The organism is Pseudomonas putida, assembly GCF_003228315.1.
In the GTDB taxonomy this organism is placed as follows: domain Bacteria; phylum Pseudomonadota; class Gammaproteobacteria; order Pseudomonadales; family Pseudomonadaceae; genus Aquipseudomonas; species Aquipseudomonas putida_S.
Map to the genome: position 1 here is coordinate 4,661,065 of NZ_CP029693.1, position 14,583 is coordinate 4,675,647.

Annotated in this window: 14 protein-coding genes; 3 read left to right on the top strand and 11 right to left on the bottom strand. The window is 61.5% G+C overall.

What is annotated here, in order from left to right; translation table 11 throughout:
- Positions 1 to 3: 3 nt before the first annotated feature.
- The 7 genes from DKY63_RS21860 to DKY63_RS21890 all read right to left on the bottom strand — a co-directional run bounded on the left by DKY63_RS21860 (position 4) and on the right by DKY63_RS21890 (position 5,109).
- Positions 4 to 738, bottom strand: a complete 735-nt coding sequence (locus tag DKY63_RS21860) for a glycosyltransferase family 2 protein (protein ID WP_110965989.1) — start codon at positions 736 to 738, stop codon at positions 4 to 6.
- 122 nt (positions 739 to 860) lie between these two features.
- Positions 861 to 2,540: an acyl-CoA synthetase family protein gene (locus tag DKY63_RS21865; protein WP_110965990.1), complete on the bottom strand. Its 1,680-nt coding sequence runs from the start codon at positions 2,538 to 2,540 to the stop codon at positions 861 to 863.
- Positions 2,537 to 3,082 carry a hypothetical protein gene (locus DKY63_RS21870; RefSeq protein ID WP_110965991.1) on the bottom strand — a complete coding sequence of 182 codons (546 nt, stop codon included), beginning with the start codon at positions 3,080 to 3,082 and terminating at the stop codon, positions 2,537 to 2,539. The genes DKY63_RS21865 and DKY63_RS21870 overlap by 4 nt, the downstream gene beginning before the upstream one ends.
- The gene (locus DKY63_RS21875) at positions 3,079 to 3,333 is read right to left on the bottom strand and encodes an acyl carrier protein (protein WP_110965992.1); all 255 of its coding nucleotides are present in this window, start codon (positions 3,331 to 3,333) and stop codon (positions 3,079 to 3,081) included. Before DKY63_RS21875 ends, DKY63_RS21870 begins: the two co-directional genes overlap by 4 nt.
- A 9-nt stretch (positions 3,334 to 3,342) precedes the next feature.
- On the bottom strand, positions 3,343 to 3,618 hold the full coding sequence (locus DKY63_RS21880; protein ID WP_110965993.1) for a phosphopantetheine-binding protein: 276 nt from the start codon (positions 3,616 to 3,618) through the stop codon (positions 3,343 to 3,345).
- Positions 3,596 to 4,408: a lysophospholipid acyltransferase family protein gene (locus DKY63_RS21885; protein ID WP_110965994.1), complete on the bottom strand. Its 813-nt coding sequence runs from the start codon at positions 4,406 to 4,408 to the stop codon at positions 3,596 to 3,598. The genes DKY63_RS21880 and DKY63_RS21885 overlap by 23 nt, the downstream gene beginning before the upstream one ends.
- Complete coding sequence (locus DKY63_RS21890) at positions 4,384 to 5,109, bottom strand: beta-ketoacyl synthase chain length factor (RefSeq protein WP_110965995.1); 726 nt, start codon at positions 5,107 to 5,109, stop codon at positions 4,384 to 4,386. The genes DKY63_RS21885 and DKY63_RS21890 overlap by 25 nt, the downstream gene beginning before the upstream one ends.
- Before the next feature lie 355 nt (positions 5,110 to 5,464).
- Here DKY63_RS21890 and DKY63_RS21895 point away from each other — a divergent pair, with 355 nt between their 5' ends.
- Positions 5,465 to 6,235 (top strand): ParA family protein, encoded by a 771-nt coding sequence (locus DKY63_RS21895; RefSeq protein ID WP_110965996.1) that lies wholly within the window; start codon positions 5,465 to 5,467, stop codon positions 6,233 to 6,235.
- A gap of 110 nt (positions 6,236 to 6,345) precedes the next feature.
- Here the strand turns inward: DKY63_RS21895 and trxC are convergent, their stop codons facing one another.
- The gene (trxC, locus tag DKY63_RS21900; protein ID WP_110965997.1) at positions 6,346 to 6,780 is read right to left on the bottom strand and encodes a thioredoxin TrxC; all 435 of its coding nucleotides are present in this window, start codon (positions 6,778 to 6,780) and stop codon (positions 6,346 to 6,348) included.
- 194 nt (positions 6,781 to 6,974) lie between these two features.
- Here trxC and DKY63_RS21905 point away from each other — a divergent pair, with 194 nt between their 5' ends.
- Together DKY63_RS21905 and DKY63_RS21910 are read left to right on the top strand one after the other, a co-directional pair.
- Positions 6,975 to 7,265: a type II toxin-antitoxin system HigB family toxin gene (locus DKY63_RS21905; RefSeq protein ID WP_110965998.1), complete on the top strand. Its 291-nt coding sequence runs from the start codon at positions 6,975 to 6,977 to the stop codon at positions 7,263 to 7,265.
- 2 nt (positions 7,266 to 7,267) lie between these two features.
- Positions 7,268 to 7,669, top strand: a complete 402-nt coding sequence (locus DKY63_RS21910) for a helix-turn-helix domain-containing protein (RefSeq protein ID WP_110965999.1) — start codon at positions 7,268 to 7,270, stop codon at positions 7,667 to 7,669.
- A gap of 6 nt (positions 7,670 to 7,675) precedes the next feature.
- On the opposite strand, the gene selO is transcribed toward DKY63_RS21910, so the two are convergent.
- Genes selO through DKY63_RS21925 form a run of 3 tightly spaced genes read right to left on the bottom strand, consistent with a single transcriptional unit; the run spans position 7,676 to position 14,319 of the window.
- The gene (selO, locus tag DKY63_RS21915) at positions 7,676 to 9,139 is read right to left on the bottom strand and encodes a protein adenylyltransferase SelO (protein ID WP_110966000.1); all 1,464 of its coding nucleotides are present in this window, start codon (positions 9,137 to 9,139) and stop codon (positions 7,676 to 7,678) included.
- A 48-nt stretch (positions 9,140 to 9,187) separates the two neighbouring features.
- Positions 9,188 to 12,541: a mechanosensitive channel MscK gene (gene mscK, locus DKY63_RS21920; RefSeq protein WP_110966001.1), complete on the bottom strand. Its 3,354-nt coding sequence runs from the start codon at positions 12,539 to 12,541 to the stop codon at positions 9,188 to 9,190.
- 35 nt (positions 12,542 to 12,576) lie between these two features.
- On the bottom strand, positions 12,577 to 14,319 hold the full coding sequence (locus tag DKY63_RS21925) for a potassium/proton antiporter (protein ID WP_110966002.1): 1,743 nt from the start codon (positions 14,317 to 14,319) through the stop codon (positions 12,577 to 12,579).
- Between the last annotated feature and the right edge of the window lie 264 nt (positions 14,320 to 14,583).

Here is a 14,583-nt window from a genome sequence, read left to right on the forward strand (position 1 = left end):
TGCTCAAGATCGCCACCGTCGCCAGAGGATCACGGGCGAGCGCAGCAACATGCCGAAGAACAGGCGAGTGTGCATGCTCGATATCAGGACGTTGTCGTGGAACATCCGGAAGTGCGAAACACCGTCCAATGGGTAATGGACCCTGGTGTGCAGCCATTGCATCGGCTGATTGCGCCAGGCCAGGCGCACCAGAATGTCCGAGTCGAAATCCATGCGCTTGCCAATCCTGGCGGTGTCGATCAACGCCAGCACCGGCGGCAGGGGATAGACGCGGAAGCCGCACATGGAATCGCGAATCTGCAACGACAGGGTGTTGATCCACACCATGACGTGGGTCAGGTAGCGGGCGTACAGGCGGCCCTTGGGTACGCTGGCGTCGTATTGCGGATAGCCGCAGATCACGGCGTCGGGATGGGCGCGTGAGTGTTCGATGAAGCGCGCGACGTCTTGCAGATCGTGCTGGCCGTCGGCGTCCACCTGCAGGGCGTGGCTGAAGCCCAGTCGACCCGCTTCACGCAGGCCGGTCATGACGGCACCGCCCTTGCCCTGATTGGCGGCGAGGCGAATCAGGTGGACGTTATCGCGGTGGGCCAATTGATCGAGGACCCTGGCGCAGGATTGATCGCTGGCATCGTCCACCAGGATGCACGGCAGGCCGCTGGTCAGCAGCGCGTCGACCACCGTGGTGATCGCGGTTTCGTGGTTGTAGACCGGGACGATGGCGCAGGGGTTATGCATCTTGGCGTGTACCTGCCAGACCGAGGTGCCTGCATCGCGAGCAGGCTCGCTCCCACAGTGGATTTGCGCTGACCTTGTAGGAGCGAGCCTGCTCGCGATCGAGTGCGCAGCACTCGCCTGAATTACACATGCTCAGCCTCCAGCAAAATCCGCCCACTGGAGCAGGTGGCGGTTTCATTGCGATAGGCGAAATACAGTTTGCCCCGGGTCAGGTCGAAGCGCAGATGCAGCTGGATTTCATCCCCCGGTCGCACCAGCTGCTGGAATTTCAGGACTTCCATGCCGGCGAATTTTTCCGGAAGGTTCATCAGTTGCTGACCCAGGCTCATGGCCCACTCGACTTGCACCACGCCGGGCAATACCGGGGCTTTAGGGAAGTGCCCGCTGAAGTAGGCCAGGTCCGGGGGCACGGCCAGTTGCAAGCTCCATTCGCCGTTGACCTCGGTCTGCTCCAGCACCTGAGGTGCTTTGGGGCGCGGCGCCAGCAACAGGGCTTCGACATCCGCCTGGGGCAGTTTGCCTTGCGCATTCAGGGGCATTTGTCGCAGCAAACGCCAACGCCGTGGCAGCGCCAGGGTTTCGCAGTGCTGGCTCAGGTATTGGCGCAAAGTTTCAGTGAGCGTGCGTCGACCTTGATTGCGCAAGGCGTGCAGTCCGGTCTCGCTTAGCACCAGCAACGCCCCCAGCGAGGCGCGGTTTTCCTGGACCACGGCGAGCCGTGCTTCGGCGACCCATTCATGGGCCACTAGCGCCTGCTCCAGCATGGGCAGCGAGATGCGTTTTTCTTCAAGCTTGACGATCCGGTCCAGCCGACCGAGCAGCTCGAAACGGCCGTCCGCCGCGATACGTGCGGCATCGGCGGTGTGTTCGATATGGGCTTCAGGCAAGTAGGGCGAAGCGATCAACAGGGCGCCGTCGCTGTCCTGTTGGAGCTGCACATCGGCGAAGGGCTGCCACAGGTCGGGCCCCTGACGCCAGGCGATGCCACCGGTTTCCGAGCTGCCGAAAATTTCCGTCGGCCATTGCTGCAGGCGCTCGTGCAGGCTTTGTGCAGCCTCGGCGGGCAATGCACCACCGGAGGAGAACACGCGCCGCACCGCGCTCAAGGCCGGCCAGTCGAGGTTGTCGCCCATGCGCTTGAGCAGCGCCGGGCTGGCCACCCAGGCAAATGCCGCCTGCTCGCGGCTGGCGCGTTGCAGGTCTTCCGGAAACGCCAGTTGCTTGCGCACGAACGTTCGCCCGGCGCACAGCGGCCACAACACGCGAAACAGCAGGCCATAAATGTGTTGGGTGGCGACGCTGCCGATGATGCATGCCGAACCTAGATCAGCGCCCCACAGTCGCTCCAGGGCTTCGACTTCATTGACCAGTTGGCGCAGGCTTTTTTCGATGCGCTTGGGCTCGCCGCTGGAGCCGGAGGTGCACAGGCTCAGGGTGCAGCGGTCCAGATCCAGCTCGGCGGCGGCCAGCGGCGGCTTCTTGAAATCGTTCAGGTGCGCGTCTTCAGGCAGATCGGTCAACCACAGGTCGACGTCATTCGACCAGCGCTGGCGGGTCTGGGGTTGCAGGTCGGCGGGCAGCAACACGCTGACCCCGGCGCGCCAGGCACCCAGCAGGGCAATCGCCAGGTCGGCGGCATCTTCCAGGTGCACGGCGATGCGCCGGGCGCCCCGTGCCTTGAGGCCGGCGGCCAGGCTCAGGGCCTGTTCGCACAGTTGGCCGTGATTCAGGGCCGGCGCGACCGCTGCGGCGCGCGCCGGCTGGGCCTTGAGCAGCAGGTGCTCAAGTTTTATCCAATTCATATACGGCCTCGTACCCGTATTCTTACGAGCAGTTCAATGGCGAACATCAGGCCGATCAATCCGTAGGAGATCAGCCCGGTGTAGACCATCCACCAGCTCAGCGGCGCCCAAAGCGTCAGGGCGGCGGCACACAGGCCGTTGCAGAGAAAAAACACGCTCCAGGCGATGGTGACCTGGCGGGTGTAGCGAATGCCTTCGTCCGGCAGATCCGGTTCACGCACCCGGGCCAGGCGTTCAACCACGGGCATCCCGTACATCAGGCTGCCGCCAAACAGCGCCAGCATGAAGGCGCTGATCAGTACCGGGTACCAGCGCAGCAGCGCCGGGTTATCGAACAACGCCAGCAACAGGCAAAAAACAATCGCCACCAGGGCCATCCACAGGCTGCCGGGCTGGCGTTTGCCGGTGAGCACGCGGGCCAGCCACAGGCTGCCCAGCATCAGGCCGAACTGCCACGGGGCGAAATGCTCCATGCCGAAATACACCGCGAAGGGGTACAGCAGGCCCGCCAGCAGCAGGCCAAGGCCGATCAGTCGACTCATGCGGCGGGTTGAACAAGACGGTAGACCGCCTCGACCACGTCACTGACGGTGCGCACCGATTTGAATTCTTCGGCGGCGATTTTCTTGCCGGTCTGACGTTTGATGTGATCGATCAGGTCGACGGCATCGATGCTGTCGATTTCCAGGTCCTGGTACAGGTTGGATTCGAGGCTCACCCGCTTGGGGTCCAGCTCGAACAGCTCGACCAGGGCATCGCGCAGTGTGTTGAAAATGTCGTCACGAGTTTGCATGGTCCGGTCTCAAGCTGCCTGTTTTGCGGTGACGAACGCCGCAAGGCTCGCCACGTTGCTGAAGTGGTTGCGGGTGTCCTTGGCGTCAGCGTCGATCTTGATGCCGTACTTTTTCTGGATGGCCAGGCCCAGTTCCAGGGCGTCCACCGAGTCCAGGCCCAGGCCTTCGCCAAACAGCGTCTGCTGGTCGCCGATGTCTTCGACGCTGATGTCTTCGAGGCCGAGGGCTTCGATGATCAATGCTTTGATGTCCCGGTTCAGGCTATCGGTGTTCAGATCGCTCATCTTCGGCGAGCTCCTTGATGAAGTAAGAATGCAGGTAATCGTTGAGCTTGCGTGAGGCCTGAGGGGCCGGACCCAGCGCGGCGAAGGCCTGCGGGTCTATATCGGCGCCGACACGAAAACTGAAGTGCACGCGGCGTTTGGGGATGCGGTACCAGGGCTCGGCCTTGGTCAAAGTCGTCGGGCTGACCCGGATCACCACAGGGGTGAGGATTTTCGCACCCCGCAGGGCAATTGCCGCACCCCCCCGATGAAAGGCCGGCGCCTGGCCCGGCTGGGTGCGGGTGCCTTCGGGAAAGATGATCAGGGTCTGGCCGCTTTTCAAGGCATCGGCGGCGGCATCGAGCATGTCCATGCTGCCGTCGTTGCTGATGTATTGGGTGCGGCGCAGCGGCGCGCGGGTGAACGGGTTTTCGAAGAGGCTTTGCTTGACCACGCAGTTGGCGTGGCGCACCAGGCCGATCAGGAATACCACGTCGATCAGTGAAGGGTGATTGGCGACGATCATCTGCCCGGGGCGGCCGAGTTTTTCCGCGCCCTGAATGTCGTAGGTCAGCACCCCGGCACGGGCCATGAACCGCACGAAAAACCAGAAGCAGCGACTGACGGTTTGCCGTGCGCGCGACCGATGGGCCATGGCGTCGCCCGGCAGGCAGCTCAGCAACGGAAAAACCACCAGGCGCAGGCACAGCCCGCCTAGCCCGAACAGGGCGAAGCTTGCGGCGGTGGCCAGCAGGCGCCAGTGGTAGGCGTCGCGGTTTTTCTCGGTCACAGGTTGCGTTGCCAGGTCCATACACGATTTTTCCAGGCATGTTGGCAGGTGGTTTGCTGGCCGAGCAGCGCGCGCAACAGATTCAACGCGTGTGGCCATCGGGCTTTGGACAACGCATCCGAGGGGCTGTTCAGGGACAGCTGCCAGTCATTGCCGGGCGTGATCAGCATGCCGAGTGCATAGGGAAACGGCACGTCGTCGATCCAGGTCGAATACGCCTGCGGCGGCTGCTCTTCGGTGACCACCAGCAAGACCGCGCTCGCGCCTTCAGCGAGCAGGGCCGCAGCTTCCAGCATGCCGTGCTCCAGGCCATCGCCGCCGGCGGCCAGGGCGGTCATTTCGCTGGTTTCGCCGCGCATGATCGACCACAGGCCAATGATCGCGTTGTGCACTGAAAGGCTGAATTGGGTGGGTGACAGCGGCTGCTCGGCTGCGAGGTCGCTGAGGATATCGACGGTGCGCGGGGTTTCACCGTGACGGGAAACGAATACCAGCGGCAACGACTGATGGCCCTCGGCCAATGACCAGCCGACGCTGAACGCCATCCGCGCCAATCGACTCAGGCGCCGGCGTTGCATGGCGGGCAGGAACGAAACGTCTGGTGCGGCATCGCTGGCCGGCAACTCGACCGGTTGTCGGCTCCATGCCTGCCAATCGTCCACGCTTTCAAGCCCCGGGGCCCAAGCGCGCCATTGGGCGATGTTGAAATTGATCACAGACATTTTTTCCCGCCCTGGAGGGCTTGTTTGGCGCGGCAAGTGGCAGATAACCGACTTCCTCTGCGTGGCGCCTGGCGCAGAGTGCTGGGCATTATCCCGGTGCCGGGAACGTGTAGCAAATGCTGGTTACATTTTGCACAACCGGTTACACCCACTTGATCGTGAAAATCGAGTAGTTGCCAATTATTCGTATTACCAGACTTCCCGTCTGTCGGGTCTGGATGAGTCTGATGCGCGAGCTTGCCGTCCTTTCTGCGGGAGATTGCCGATGACTGTGTAGTCCCGTTCTCGAGGAGGTAGCTAAGCCATGCCGTGCACCACTACACTCGGTCATTCTTTGATACACGGAGGTTTTGACATGCGGCGCGTGGTGTTCAATCAGAAAGGTGGCGTAGGCAAATCCAGCATTGCCTGCAATCTGGCGGCGGTCAGCGCCAGCGAGGGCTATCGCACCCTGTTGGTGGATCTCGATGCCCAGGCCAACTCCACCCAATACCTGACGGGGCTCACCGGTGACGATATTCCGATGGGTATCGCCGATTTCTTCAAGCAGACCTTGTCTTCCGGGCCTTTCTCCAAGAAAGGCCAGGTCGATATTTACGAAACTCCGTTCGATAACCTCCACGTCATCACCGCCACGGCGGAACTCGCGGACTTGCAGCCAAAACTCGAGGCCAAGCACAAGATCAACAAGCTGCGTAAGTTGCTCGAAGAGCTCGACGGGGACTACGACCGCATTTACCTCGATACGCCTCCTGCGTTGAATTTTTACGCAGTTTCGGCGCTGATTGCCGCTGATCGTGTGTTGATTCCTTTCGATTGCGACAGTTTTTCGCGTCAGGCGCTGTATGGCCTGCTGGCGGAAATCGAAGAATTGAAAGAGGACCACAATGAAGGGCTGGCGGTTGAAGGGATCGTGGTCAATCAGTTCCAGGCCCGTGCCAGCCTGCCTCAGCAGATGCTCGACGAATTGATCGCCGAAGGCCTGCCGGTGTTGCCGGTTTACCTGGGCAGCTCGGTGCGCATGCGTGAATCCCACCAGGCCAATACGCCGCTGATCCACCTGGACCCACGGCACAAGCTGACGCAGCAGTTTGTCGAGTTGCACAACCTGCTCGAAAACGCCTGATTTCTAATGTAGGAGCGAGCCTGCTCGCGAAAGCGGAATGTCACCACTATTTTGACTGTTACACCGCCTTCGCGAGCAGGCTCGCTCCTACATGTGGATCAGCGCGGCCATTAAATCCCCTGGCTACGCAACCAACTCATCAACTGCGGCAACGGAAACGCCCCGCTCTGACGCGCCACTTCTCGGCCGTTCTTGAACAGAATCAGGCTCGGGATCGAACGAATCCCCAGCTGCGCCGACAGCTGCTGGTTCGCCTCGCTGTCGAGCTTGGCCAGCCGACACTTGCCCGCCAACTGCCCGGCCGCCTGCTCGAACACCGGTGCAAACGACTTGCACGGCCCACACCAATCCGCCCAGACGTCCACCAACAGCGGCAGATCGCCCTTGATCTGACTGGCGTAGTCACCCTGTTTCAGTTCGAAAGGCTTGTTCAGCAGGACGTCGGATTTGCAGCGACCGCATTTGGGGTGATCGCCCATTCGCTCGGCGGGGATGCGGTTGAGGCCGTTGCAGTGGGGGCAGGGGATGAGGAGTGGTTCGGGCATGACAGATAGTCCAATTGGAAGCTGATAACTCCTAGTTGGAGACGTTTGCTCATATTTCAATCGCGCACTGTCTGGCGATAAAACTAGGCTGAGTCCTGCTGAGCCAGACCGCTGGTCTGTCTATGGTTATCGCAACTTGCGATATTTTTGATCTGTGATTAACTTCCCATAGCAAAATGCGATAAGGATATTGCATGCGAGTGTTTTCCGAAAAACGAATCTGGGACGCCAAGGAAAAGTGGCCGCAAGCGGCCAGCGCATTGGACCAGTGGTATCGAACCGCGAAGCGCGTCAAGCCAAGGGATTTTGCGGAAATGAAATCTTCATTTCCTGCAACCGACAAGGTCGGTGAGTTTCACGTTTTCGATATCGGCGGTAACAAATTGCGGCTGATTGCCTATGTTCGATATCCGCATCAAAAAATCTACATCAAACATGTGCTGGATCACCGCGAATATGACCGCGGTAAATGGAAGGAGGGATGAACATGAGCGTTCTGATCAAAAACGCGGCCGAACATTGGGAGTTCGTATCGCCATTGCTGCGTAAACCCAAAAACGAAGACGACTATGACGCGCTGGTGCAGGCACTCGACGAGTTACTCGAGATGACCGGTGTTGACGAGTCGCATCCTCTTATGAGCTTGGTGGATATCATCGGCGACTGGATTGAGGAATGGGACCATAAGCATCGACCTATGCCCGAAGCCACGGGTGCTGAAGTGCTTGGTTACATGATGCGCGAACACGGACTGACTCAAAGCGATCTGCCAGGTGTCGGCCCTCAGTCGGTTGTATCCGAGATCCTGAGCGGAAAGCGCCAGCTCAACCTGCGGCAGATCCGCTGGTTGGCCGAGCGATTCAATGTGCCGGTGGATGTCTTTATCTGACCTGCCTCACGACGAACAACTGATCTCCAGATGCTTGCCCCACTCCGGTGGCCGCTCTGCATAGCTCTCCATCCCCGGCTGCTCCTCGAACGGATTGCTCAGCACCGCATGCAGCCGGCGGACTTCCAAGTAATCGCCTTTTTCCGCCGCTTCGATAGCCCTTTGCGCCAGGTAGTTGCGCAGGATGTACAGCGGATTGACCGCATGCATCCGTTGGCGACGCTGTTCCTGGTCGAGTTCGCCTTCGCGGGCGACCCGGGCGATGTAAAGCTCGCCCCAGGCGTCGAAGCCCTTGAGGTCGACGAAGTCGTCACGCAGGCGAGCGATGGCCGCTTGTGGTGATTCTTCGCCCAGGCGGCGGAAGAACAGGCTGTAGTCGACGCCGCTGTTCTGCATCAGTTGCAGCAGTTGCTCCAGCAGTTTCTGGTCGTCGTCCTCAGCGGTGGTGAGGCCCAGGCGGCGGCGCATCAGGTCCAGGTAGTGGGCCTGGAACAGCGGCAGGTACAGGCCCAGGGTTTCGCGCAGGGCCTCGACGCTGATGAACGGCGTCAGGGCCTGGGCCAGGGCACTGAGGTTCCATTGGCCGATCGGCACCTGGTTGCTGAAGGAGTAGCGGCCCTGATCATCGGAGTGGTTGCAGATGAAATTGGCGTCGAAGTCGTCGAGGAAGGCGAACGGGCCGAAGTCGAAAGTAATGCCCAGGATCGACATGTTGTCGGTGTTCATCACCCCGTGGCAGAAGCCGTAGGCCTGCCATTTGGCGATCAGTTCGGCATTGCGTTCGACGACTTCGCGGAACATCGCCAGATACGGTTCCGGCTGTTCAAGGCACTCGGGGAAATGCATGGCCAGCACGTGCTCGCCGAGTGCTTTCTGCTGTTCGGGGCGCTTGGTGTAGTAGAAGTATTCGAAATGGCCAAAGCGCACATGGCTCGGCGCCAGGCGCAGGACCATGGCCGCACTCTCCCGTTTCTCGCGCCAGACTGGCGTGTCGGAGCCGATCACGCACAGGGCCCGGGTGGTCGGGATATTCAGCGCGTGCAGGGCTTCGGAGGCGAGAAATTCGCGGATTGAGGAACGCAGTACCGCGCGTCCATCACCCATGCGCGAGAAGGGTGTCTGCCCGGCGCCCTTGAGGTGCAGGTCCCAATGCTCGCCGGCCGCGTTGTACACCTCACCCAGCAACAAGCCGCGCCCGTCACCCAGCTGCGGGTTGTAGGAACCGAACTGGTGGCCGGAATAGACCATCGCCCTCGGGATCGCATCGGCCCACAGCTTGTGGCCGCTGAACAGCTCGGCGAACTCCGGGGTTTCGGCCACGGCCGGGTCGAGATCCAGCAGGGCCATGGCGGCTGTGCTTGCGACTACCAGGCGCGGATTGTCGATCGGCTCGGGCAGCACATGGGCGGAAAACGCATCGCCCAAGCGGTCGAAGCGATTATCGAAGGTCAGTTCGTCGAGGGCTTTCAAAGGCCGTCTCCAGCAGAATGTCCGAGCATTCTGCTGGGGAATGGCCGCTTAGTCGAGTTTGGCGGCTGGCGGCGCGAGAGGCGGTTGCTTGTCATCGTTGAGCGGCACGATGGTTTTCGCTTCCGGCTCGATGGGCACCATCTTGTATTCCTGGCCGTGCAGGTTCTTGAGGTAGACCTCCATCTGCCGGAACGAGATGTTGATGTGCTGCTTCTTGAACTCGCGGTTGATGTAGCGGTTGACCTCATCGATCACCGGGTTGCGGTCGCCGAGGTCGCGCACATGCATGCGCAGTTCGTGGTCGAGGGTGCTTTCGCCGAAGTTCAGGAAGTACACGTGGGGCTCCGGTTCCTTGAGCACCCGTGGGTTCTCCCGCGCGGCCTTGAGCAACAGTTCCTTGACCAGATCCAGGTCCGAACCGTAGTCGACGCCGAGCTTGAGCGTTACCCGGGTGATGGTGTCGGTCAGCGACCAGTTGATCAGTTGCCCGGTAATGAACGTCTTGTTCGGGACGATGATGTCCTTGCGGTCGAAATCGGTGATGGTCGTGGCGCGGATGCGGATCTTGCTCACCGTGCCCGACAGGTTGCCGATGGTGATGGTGTCGCCGATCCGCACCGGGCGTTCGAACAGGATCATGATGCCGGAGATGAAGTTGGCGAAGATTTCCTGCATGCCGAAACCCAGGCCGACCGACAGCGCCGCCACCAGCCACTGCAACTTGTCCCAGCTCACGCCGAGGGTCGACAGCGTCGAGACGAAGCCGATGCCGGCGATCGCGTAGGACAGCAGCGTCGTGGTGGCGTAGGCGCTGCCCTGGGCCAGGTCCAGCTTGGACAGGACGAACACCTCCAGCAGGCCCGGCAGGTTGCGCGCCAGGGCGAAGGTGATGCCGATGATGATCAGCGCGCCGAGCATGTCGCCGATGCTGATCGGCACCATGCTCATGTTGGCGCCGGTGCCGCTGGTGTATTCGTACAGGGTGACGTTGTCCAGGTACGAGAACACCGTGATCAGGTCGGCCCAGACCCAGTACAACAGCGCCATGAAGCCGCCGAGCAGTGCCAGGCGGATCAGGCGCAGGGACTGTTCGTTGACCTTCTCGATGTCCATGCTCGGCTCTTCGATCACCGCTTCGCCGTCGCCCGCTTCCTTGGCGGCCTGGCGCTTGGCCAGGGCGCGTTGGTAGGCCAGGCGGCGTGCCGCGACGCTGAGGCCGCGCACGAAGGTGGCTTCGATCACGATCCAGAACATCAGCAGGTACAGGGTGTTGATCAACCGGTCACTGAGCTTCAGTGCGGTGTAGTAGTAGCCAAAGCACACGGCGACGAACAAAGCGACCGGCAGGGCAGTGAACATGATGGCCACGGCCTTGCGGAACAGCGAGGCGTTTTCGTGGGTCGGGCTGCTGATCAGCAGGCGGCTGAGCAACCAGGTCATCAAGGCGTAGCAGATCAGCACCACCGGCATGCCCAGTACATCGTCGGCGAGGATCGCCGGCTGCAGTTCGGCAACCGCCACCACGGCGACCAGCGCCATCACCACCATGCCGAGCCGGCGGACCCAGCCGCGGAGGAATTCGACCTGAGGTTTTTCCCAGCGGAAATGCAGCTCCGCCACGCCGCCTGGCGCCAGGACCCGGTAGGCGGTGTAGAACACCAGCCAGGCGCCGGCCATTTGCATCAGGGCCGCGCCCATGTTGGCGTTCTGTCCGCGTGCGTCTATTTGCAGGGCCAGGCCACACAGCCCCAGGCCCAGCGTCACCGGCATTGCCAGCAGGATATTGATCAGAATCGCTTGCGGGGTGTGCCACTGACTGTCGCGCTTGAAGTGGCCGATGTCCTGGTGGACCTTGTTCAGTCGGGCGTACAGCTGCTTGCGGCGCCACAGCAGCGCACCGATCAGCAGCGCCAGTGGCAGGAACAATAATGGGCGCTGGGTCAGGCCATCAGTCAGCTCACTCAGACTCGAAGCCAGGGGCAGGGCGTCTAGCTGGCGCATCAGGCGATCAGGCACGCCACGCACCCACTCCAGATCCAGCGGCTTGTTGCTGGGGATCCAGAACATCTGCTCATCGAGCGTTGCCCGCAGGCTTTGCGCGGTGCTCAGCAGCTGTTTCTGGTTCAGTTGCAGGGTGATGGACTCGTTGAGTACCGCGCTCAGTTCACGATTGAGCCGCTCCAGCAGGTCCGCGCGGGTGGTGGCCAGCTCCAGCAGGCTTTTGCGCAGCTGCGGGGTGACTTGCTCGGGCGGTTGGGTCGAGAGCAGGTTGTCGACGTAAGTGGCCGGACTGCTGAGCAACTCCCGTTGCTGGCTGACTTCGAACTGATACAGGCGAATGTCGGCGATCTGGTCGGCCAGGTCGCGGTCGACCCGCAGGCGTGGCAAGGCCTGTTTCTGTTTGTAGAGAATCTTCGACAGCAGCAGGCTGCCCTTGAGTACGTTGATCTGCTCGTCCAGGGCGGCATCGCTCTGGGTCACGCTATCGAGTTGCTGCTTGGTCTGCAGGTTTTTCTGGGTGACTTCGTTGAGGCGGTCGGTGCTTTTGAGCAGGTAATCGGAAAGCCTCAGGTTGGTGGCGCTTTCGGTGGCCAACAGGCTGCTGCCACCGGCCTTTTGCGCCTCGATGGACTGCTGGGTCACCGTCTCCTGGGACTGTGCCAGGCGCTTCTGGTTGATCAGGTTTTGCAGTTCCTGGATCTCCTGATCCAGTCGGTCGGAGCGCTCCGACAGCAAGTCATGCTGGCTGTTGCCGAGGTCTTGCAGCTGGGTGTTGCCGGCCAGTTCCTGGCGGCGCAGGGGGATCAGGGCGTTGAGTGCCGCCAATTCGGCGTTGAGCTGGTCGCGCTGCTCGGCGCTCAGGGCCTTGCCGCTGTCCTTGCCGGTCTTGAGGATGTTGTTGATCTGCTGGATGCGCGTCTGGCTGCTGGCGATCTCGGCCTGCGCGCGTTCGGGGCGCGTCTGGGCGGTAATGATCAGGCTGTTGGCGTCAGACAGGGCTTTTTGCAGGTCGGCTTGCTGGGTCGAGCGCTCGGTGAGCATTTGCTCCAGCTGCTGGATCGACTCCTTGGTAAAGCGTTGCGCCACCGGCACCACGGCGCTGGCCTTCAGGCGCGTCAGCTCGCGCTGGTTCTCGATGGTCTGCTTGGGCGCGGTCGCCAGCTGCTGCTTGAGATCGTTGAGTTTCTGCTCGTAGTCGCGACGGTTGTTGAGCTGGGTCAGCGTGCCTTGCAACACCGACTGCAACGCCTTCTGGTCAGCCTCCGGCAGCTTGCGGTCGGCGATCTTGTCCAGGCTCGCCTGTACGGATTCTCGGGTGGGCGGTTCGGCGGCTTGCAGGGTGCCGACGGAGAGACTCAGGCCCAACAGGACCACGGCGAAAAAGGTGCGCAGGCTTGACATAAAGACCGATCAAAGTACGAGGCGAAGAATGGAGTTTAGAGGAACAACCCGGGGCCCGGGCGACTTCCTTCGGGGAATCTGACGCCCACTTTGCCGATCTTGTTCCCGTCCATGACCGCGACGGTCCAGATGGTGTTGTTCCATTCCACCTGGTCGCCGACCACTGGAGCACCACCCACTTTCTGGGCAATGAAGCGGGCCAGGGACATGTCCGGATCGATGCCTTCGACCTTCAACCCGTACAGGGCGGCAACCGCGGCCAGCTGGGCGTCTCCTTCGAGTACGAAGTCGCCGAAGAAGCGCAAATCGAGGCCCCGTTGCGGTGCCTGGCTGAACAGTTTTCCCAGGGCCGGCAGGTTGTGTTCATGGCCGATTACGCAGAGTAAATCGTCGACTTCCAGCACCGTACTACCCGACGGATGGAGCAGTTGTTCGCCTCGAAACAGGGCAGCAATCCGGGTGCCCTCGGGCATTTTCAGTTCACGCAGGTGCGAACCGATGCACCATTTTTCAGCACCGAGGCGATAAACGAACAGCTCCCATTCGCTGGTGACGTGCACTTCCAGCGCCGAGCGGGAGATGGGGGCGGGTTCCGGTGGCACCGTCACTTTCAGCAGCTTGGCGATCCACGGCAGGCTCGTGCCCTGCACCAGCAGCGACACCAGCACGATAAAGAAGGCGAGGTTGAAATAGAGCTGGGCGTTGGGCAGGCCCGCCATCAACGGGAACACCGCCAGAATGATCGGGACCGCGCCGCGCAGGCCGACCCAGGAGATAAAGGCCTTCTCGCGTCCGTGGAACGCCTTGAACGGCAACAGGCCGACGATTACGGAGAGCGGCCGGGCAAACAGGATCATCCACAACGCCAGTGCCAGTGCCGGCAGGGCAATCGGCAGCAGGTCATGGGGCGTGACCAGCAGGCCCAGCACCAGGAACATGCCGATCTGCGCCAGCCAGGCCATGCCGTCGAGCATGTGCAGAATGCCGTGACGACTGCGCACCGGACGGTTGCCAATCACCAGGCCGCACAGGTACACCGCCAGGAAGCCGCTGCCGTGCAGGGCGTTGGTCAGGGCAAAGACCACCAGGCCACCGGCGATGACCAGGATCGGATAAAGACCGGTGGCCAGGTTGATGCGGTTGACCAGTTGCAGCATGAGCCAGCCGCCGCCCAGGCCGATGACGCCACCGATACCGAATTCGCGCAGCAGGTGAGTCAACAGGCTCCAGTGCAGGCCGGTCTGGCCGCTGGCGAGCATGTCGATCAGGGTCACGGTGAGGAACACCGCCATCGGGTCGTTGCTGCCGGATTCGATTTCCAGACTCGCCGTGACCCGTTCGTTCAGGCCTTTGCCACCCAGCAGCGAGAACACCGCCGCGGCGTCGGTGGAGCCGACAATGGCGCCGATCAGCAGGCCCTGGATCAGGTTCAGGTCGAACAGCCAGGCCGCGGCCATGCCGGTCAGCCCGGTGGTAATCAGTACCCCGACCGTGGCCAGCGACAGCGCGGGCCATAACGCCACCCGGAAGCTCGACACCCGTGTGCGCAAGCCACCGTCGAGCAGGATCACTGCCAATGCCAGGTTGCCGACCAGATAAGCCGTGGGGTAGTTGTTGAAGATGATGCCGCCGCCATCGACGCCGGCGGCCATGCCCACGGCCAGGATGATCACCAGAATCGGGATGCCGAGGCGGGACGAAAGTGAGCTCACCAGAATGCTCGCACCTACCAGCAACGCGCCGATCAAGAACAGGCTGTTGATGGTCGTCGCATTCAAAGGCAGTACTCCAGAAAGCTGAAAGACGGGCACAAACTGACCATGCAGTCTGCGTGCCAGCGATTCTAACCTGTTGAAATGTGATGCTGTCAAAAAGCTTTTTGGTTGCCTCTTACCCTTGTAGGAGCGAGCCTGCTCGCGATGGTCGTGAACGATAACGAGGGCTGCCGGAAAGCACACGGTGCCTGTGCCACCATCGCGAGCAGGCTCGCTCCTACAAAGGGCGGGCGACGAAGTGCAGGAACCAGATCGGTCAATCACAGT

Bases quoted from the DNA above. Each gene is read 5' to 3' on its own strand.
- DKY63_RS21860 (WP_110965989.1), bottom strand. From the start codon at position 738: ATGCATAACCCCTGCGCCATCGTCCCGGTCTACAACCACGAAACCGCG.
- DKY63_RS21865 (WP_110965990.1), bottom strand. From the start codon at position 2,540: ATGAATTGGATAAAACTTGAGCACCTGCTGCTCAAGGCCCAGCCGGCG.
- DKY63_RS21870 (WP_110965991.1), bottom strand. From the start codon at position 3,082: ATGAGTCGACTGATCGGCCTTGGCCTGCTGCTGGCGGGCCTGCTGTAC.
- DKY63_RS21875 (WP_110965992.1), bottom strand. From the start codon at position 3,333: ATGCAAACTCGTGACGACATTTTCAACACACTGCGCGATGCCCTGGTC.
- DKY63_RS21880 (WP_110965993.1), bottom strand. From the start codon at position 3,618: ATGAGCGATCTGAACACCGATAGCCTGAACCGGGACATCAAAGCATTG.
- DKY63_RS21885 (WP_110965994.1), bottom strand. From the start codon at position 4,408: ATGGACCTGGCAACGCAACCTGTGACCGAGAAAAACCGCGACGCCTAC.
- DKY63_RS21890 (WP_110965995.1), bottom strand. From the start codon at position 5,109: ATGTCTGTGATCAATTTCAACATCGCCCAATGGCGCGCTTGGGCCCCG.
- DKY63_RS21895 (WP_110965996.1), top strand. From the start codon at position 5,465: ATGCGGCGCGTGGTGTTCAATCAGAAAGGTGGCGTAGGCAAATCCAGC.
- trxC (WP_110965997.1), bottom strand. From the start codon at position 6,780: ATGCCCGAACCACTCCTCATCCCCTGCCCCCACTGCAACGGCCTCAAC.
- DKY63_RS21905 (WP_110965998.1), top strand. From the start codon at position 6,975: ATGCGAGTGTTTTCCGAAAAACGAATCTGGGACGCCAAGGAAAAGTGG.
- DKY63_RS21910 (WP_110965999.1), top strand. From the start codon at position 7,268: ATGAGCGTTCTGATCAAAAACGCGGCCGAACATTGGGAGTTCGTATCG.
- mscK (WP_110966001.1), bottom strand. From the start codon at position 12,541: ATGTCAAGCCTGCGCACCTTTTTCGCCGTGGTCCTGTTGGGCCTGAGT.